The following is a 3,760-nucleotide window of genomic DNA, read 5'->3' as shown; positions in this document are numbered from 1 at the left end:
TTTTTTGTCCCCGTCGCCCTTGACGACTCTTCCGCACCTTTGGCGGGTGTTGGTCAAGGGCGAATCCGGCCCTCCGCATGCCCCACGATGCTCAATGGGATGATCTGTGTGGAGTTTTCATAGAACTTTTGACGCTACCTTGCCAACGGGAAGAAGCGGGCGCCTTCGTCGCTGGAGCAAGTTCGCCGGTCAACAGCTCCCGAAACTCATCGATCGTTAAATCGCGGTGCAGCTCGCCGTTTTTCGTCAACGATACTGCTCCCGTCTCTTCCGACACGACGACGGTGACGCTGTCAGTCACTTCGCTGATGCCGAGCGCCGCCCGATGGCGTGTTCCGAGCTCTTTCGAAATAAACGGACTTTCCGATAATGGTAAATAACAGGCCGCCGCAGCGATTTGGTTTTTTTGAATAATGACCGCCCCGTCATGAAGCGGCGTGTTCGGAATGAAAATATTAATGAGCAGTTCCGACGACACATGAGCGTTTAACATAATGCCGGTTTCGATATAATCGTTCATTCCGGTTTCCCGCTCAATGGAAATCAGCGCGCCGATGCGTCGCTTCGCCATATACTCGGTCGCTTTGACAATGGCTTCCACCATTCGCATCCGCTCTTCATCTTCATTGACCGTATTGCGGGTGAACAGCCGTCCGCGGCCGAGCTGCTCCAGGGCGCGCCGCAATTCTGGTTGGAAAATGATGATGATCGCGAGAAATCCCCAAATGATCGCCTGATCCATCAGCCATTGCAACGTCGTCAATCCGAGGTAATTGCTCACGAAACGAACCAAAATAATTAAAAAAATGCCTTTTAACAGCTGAATGGCCTTCGTCCCGCGAATCATCATGATCAACTTGTAAATCACATACCAAACGACAAGGATATCAACCACTTTTAACAAATATGACACGATGGGGAGCTCTCCGAAGGACATCTTCACACTTCCTTTATCTCTAATTCCAATCTGTTGATGGCCACGGAAAAAGCCATCGAACGATGGCTGCCATCATTCAATCGATTGGAGCGCACGATTGAACCTTTCTTTAATATTATACCAAATCCATTCAAACACTTGATTAATTTCCTCCACTTCCCCTGTCACTTGCCCGGCGGACGCCATATATTTCTTTCCATGGATCACAGTCACGTCCCCATCAACCGTTCCTTCAATCCGAATCAAGCCATTGCGGACGACAATATCCCCTTTGACCGTTTCTCCTTTCGGCACGATGACAGTATGATCGCGGATGATGACATGTTCATCAGCTGAGACGGAAAACGCGCTTCTTTCCCCCCATGAAGAAGCTAAGCTGCCGAAAGTGAGCGCTAAAAACAACGAGGCAGCCGTAAGCAGCGGGTGGCGATGCAGGAAGCGGCGCAGCCGCGCGGTCTTTCTCTCTTTCGGCATCGCCTCCATAACCTTGGCTGCAAACGACGGCGGCGCCGCAACGTGGGCGGCATATTGGAGGAAAGCAACCGTCTTTTTCAGCTCGTGAAAATGGGCAGCACACGCAGCGCACGAACGCAAATGTTCTTTCAGCTGCTGCTCTCCTTCTGGCTGGAGATCTCCATCAAAATAGCTGTGCATGAGCAACACGATTTCTTTCGGACATTCCATAGTCTCCCACCCTCTTATAAATGACCCAATTGCCTGCGCAACGCTTCGCGGCCGCGATGCAGCCGCGTTTTCACCGTGCCGACCGGCAACCCTAAAATCTCGCTGGTTTCTTGCAACGACAAATCTTCCATATATTTCAACACGATCACGCTCCGGTATTTTTCCGGCAACTGCTCAATCGCTCGCTGCACCGTCTCTTGCAGCTCTAGGCTTTCCACTGCCTCCTCCGGGGATGTTTCGCGGGAAGGAAGCTGAGCCTGCATCGTCAACCCGTCCGTGCCTCCGACCTCTTCATCTAAATACACGTCCGGCTTCCGTTTCCGCAATTTATCGATCGTCAAGTTCGTCGCGATCCGGTACAGCCAAGTGGAAAACTTCATTTCAGGATTGTACGTATCAATATGGATGTAGGCGCGGATGAACGCCTCCTGCGCCGCATCTTCCGCCTCATGCCGATTGCCCAACATTCGATAGCAAAGGCGGTAAATCTTGTCCTTATACAAATCGACAAGATCCGCGTATGCGTTTTGATCCCCTTTTTGGATCGCCTTAATTCTCTTTTTAATAAATAGATCCATAAAATACAATACCCCCGCCTCACGGCTTACTGTATATTACGGCGCTCGATCAAGAAAAGTTTCATGCAACATATTTATTGTATCATACAACTGAAAAAGAGGAGACACCAAACAAATGGCAGCCCCTCTTTCACAAACAGCGGGAACAAATCATCATCATATCCGTGAATCCCGCAACCAACCCTCTTTGCTCACATGCATTAAATGAGTTTTTCACCAAACAACGACCCCATCAGCGCTACAGCCACTGATGCTGTTTTGTTCCGCTCATCCAAGATCGGGTTCACTTCGACAAATTCCGCTGAAGTGATGATTTGTGCTTCGGCCAGCATCTCCATCGCCAAATGGCTTTCGCGGTATGTCAATCCTCCAATGACAGGCGTTCCGACTCCCGGTGCGTCGCTTGGGTCAAGGCCATCCAAGTCAAGCGACAAATGAACGCCATCCGTTCGTTCTTTTAAATAGGTGATCGTTTCTTCCATCACCCTTGTCATTCCGAGCCGATCAACCTCATGCATCGTGTAAATTTTGATTCCTTTTTCGCGAATAAACTTCTTCTCCCCTTCATCAAGGGAACGGACGCCGATCAACACGGCATGTTCCGGCTTGATTTTGGGGCTGTATCCGCCGATTTGCGTCAGCGCCGGATGGCCAAACCCGAGGCTCGCCGCCAGCGGCATGCCATGAATGTTTCCAGACGGCGACGTTTCCTCGGTGTTGACGTCGCCGTGCGCGTCATACCAGATCACTCCAAGCCGCTCATAATGTTTCGCCACCCCGGCAAGCGTGCCAATGGCGATGCTATGGTCGCCGCCCAGCACAAGTGGGAAGCGCCCCCGCTGAACGACTTGGTCAACCGCCGCCGCGAGTTTCTCATTCGCCTCCGCAACCGCTTTCAAATTGCGCAACCATGAATCTCCTTGCTCGTGCAACCGATCTGCTTTCCCAATTGGAATATCTCCCAAATCTTCAATATCGTAATGAAGACGTTCCAGACGTTCGATGATGCCTGCATAACGCATTGCGCTCGGCCCCATATCAACGCCGCGGCGTGTCTGCCCTAAATCCATCGGAACCCCGATAATTGAAATTGGCTTCATGCTGTCTCCCACTCCTTTCGTTACGTCTTTATTGTAGAGGAAAGAAAGGGGATGACTCAACTTGACAAAATTTTGAATATTTATACCGATATAACAAAAAAAGCAGACTGCTTGACAACCACAAGCAGTCTGCTCTTGATGGAGCCTATCGGGATCGAACCGATGACCTCCTGCGTGCAAAGCAGGCGCTCTCCCAGCTGAGCTAAGGCCCCGCCCAAGCGGAAGACGGGACTCGAACCCGCGACCCCCACCTTGGCAAGGTGATGTTCTACCACTGAACTACTTCCGCGCTATGGTGAGCCATGGAGGACTCGAACCTCCGACCCTCTGATTAAAAGTCAGATGCTCTATCCAATTGAGCTACGGGCGCATATGAAGTGCCGAGAGCCGGACTCGAACCGGCACGGTAGTCACCTACCGCAGGATTTTAAGTCCTGTGCGTCTGCCAGTTCCGCCACCCC

At 51.3% G+C, this 3,760-nt stretch carries 4 protein-coding genes and 2 tRNA genes; all 6 read right to left on the bottom strand.

The genetic code is table 11. The features are described 5' to 3' along the window. Window positions 1-91: 91 nt before the first annotated feature. Entirely contained in the window at window positions 92-937 is an 846-nt protein-coding gene (gene cdaA / locus IKE44_RS10850; RefSeq protein ID WP_287465883.1) for a diadenylate cyclase CdaA, read from the bottom strand. 72 nt (window positions 938-1,009) lie between these two features. Next, window positions 1,010-1,621, bottom strand: coding sequence for an anti-sigma-W factor RsiW (gene rsiW, locus IKE44_RS10845; RefSeq protein WP_033016927.1), 612 nt, complete (start codon window positions 1,619-1,621; stop codon window positions 1,010-1,012). Window positions 1,622-1,635: 14 nt separating this feature from the next. After that, a complete protein-coding gene (gene sigW, locus IKE44_RS10840) occupies window positions 1,636-2,199 on the bottom strand; it encodes an RNA polymerase sigma factor SigW (protein ID WP_064213372.1) in 564 nt (187 codons plus the stop codon). Between the two features lie 200 nt (window positions 2,200-2,399). Further along, window positions 2,400-3,299 carry an arginase gene (rocF, locus tag IKE44_RS10835; RefSeq protein ID WP_033016928.1) on the bottom strand — a complete coding sequence of 300 codons (900 nt, stop codon included), beginning with the start codon at window positions 3,297-3,299 and terminating at the stop codon, window positions 2,400-2,402. A gap of 139 nt (window positions 3,300-3,438) precedes the next feature. Continuing rightward, window positions 3,439-3,511 (bottom strand) — tRNA-Ala (locus tag IKE44_RS10830). 5 nt (window positions 3,512-3,516) lie between these two features. After that, window positions 3,517-3,588: transfer RNA gene (locus tag IKE44_RS10825), tRNA-Gly, on the bottom strand. Window positions 3,589-3,760 lie beyond the last annotated feature (172 nt).

It is taken from the genome of Geobacillus sp., from assembly GCF_017515625.1.
GTDB classification, from domain to species: Bacteria; Bacillota; Bacilli; order Bacillales; family Anoxybacillaceae; genus Geobacillus; species Geobacillus stearothermophilus.
The sequence above is the reverse complement of the archived record's forward strand: the minus strand, read 5'-3'. Positions and strand labels throughout refer to the sequence as shown.

Excerpts from the sequence above, each read along its gene's own strand:
- cdaA (WP_287465883.1), bottom strand. The coding sequence starts at position 937 with ATGTCCTTCGGAGAGCTCCCCATCGTGTCATATTTGTTAAAAGTGGTT.
- rsiW (WP_033016927.1), bottom strand. The coding sequence starts at position 1,621 with ATGGAATGTCCGAAAGAAATCGTGTTGCTCATGCACAGCTATTTTGAT.
- sigW (WP_064213372.1), bottom strand. The coding sequence starts at position 2,199 with ATGGATCTATTTATTAAAAAGAGAATTAAGGCGATCCAAAAAGGGGAT.
- rocF (WP_033016928.1), bottom strand. The coding sequence starts at position 3,299 with ATGAAGCCAATTTCAATTATCGGGGTTCCGATGGATTTAGGGCAGACA.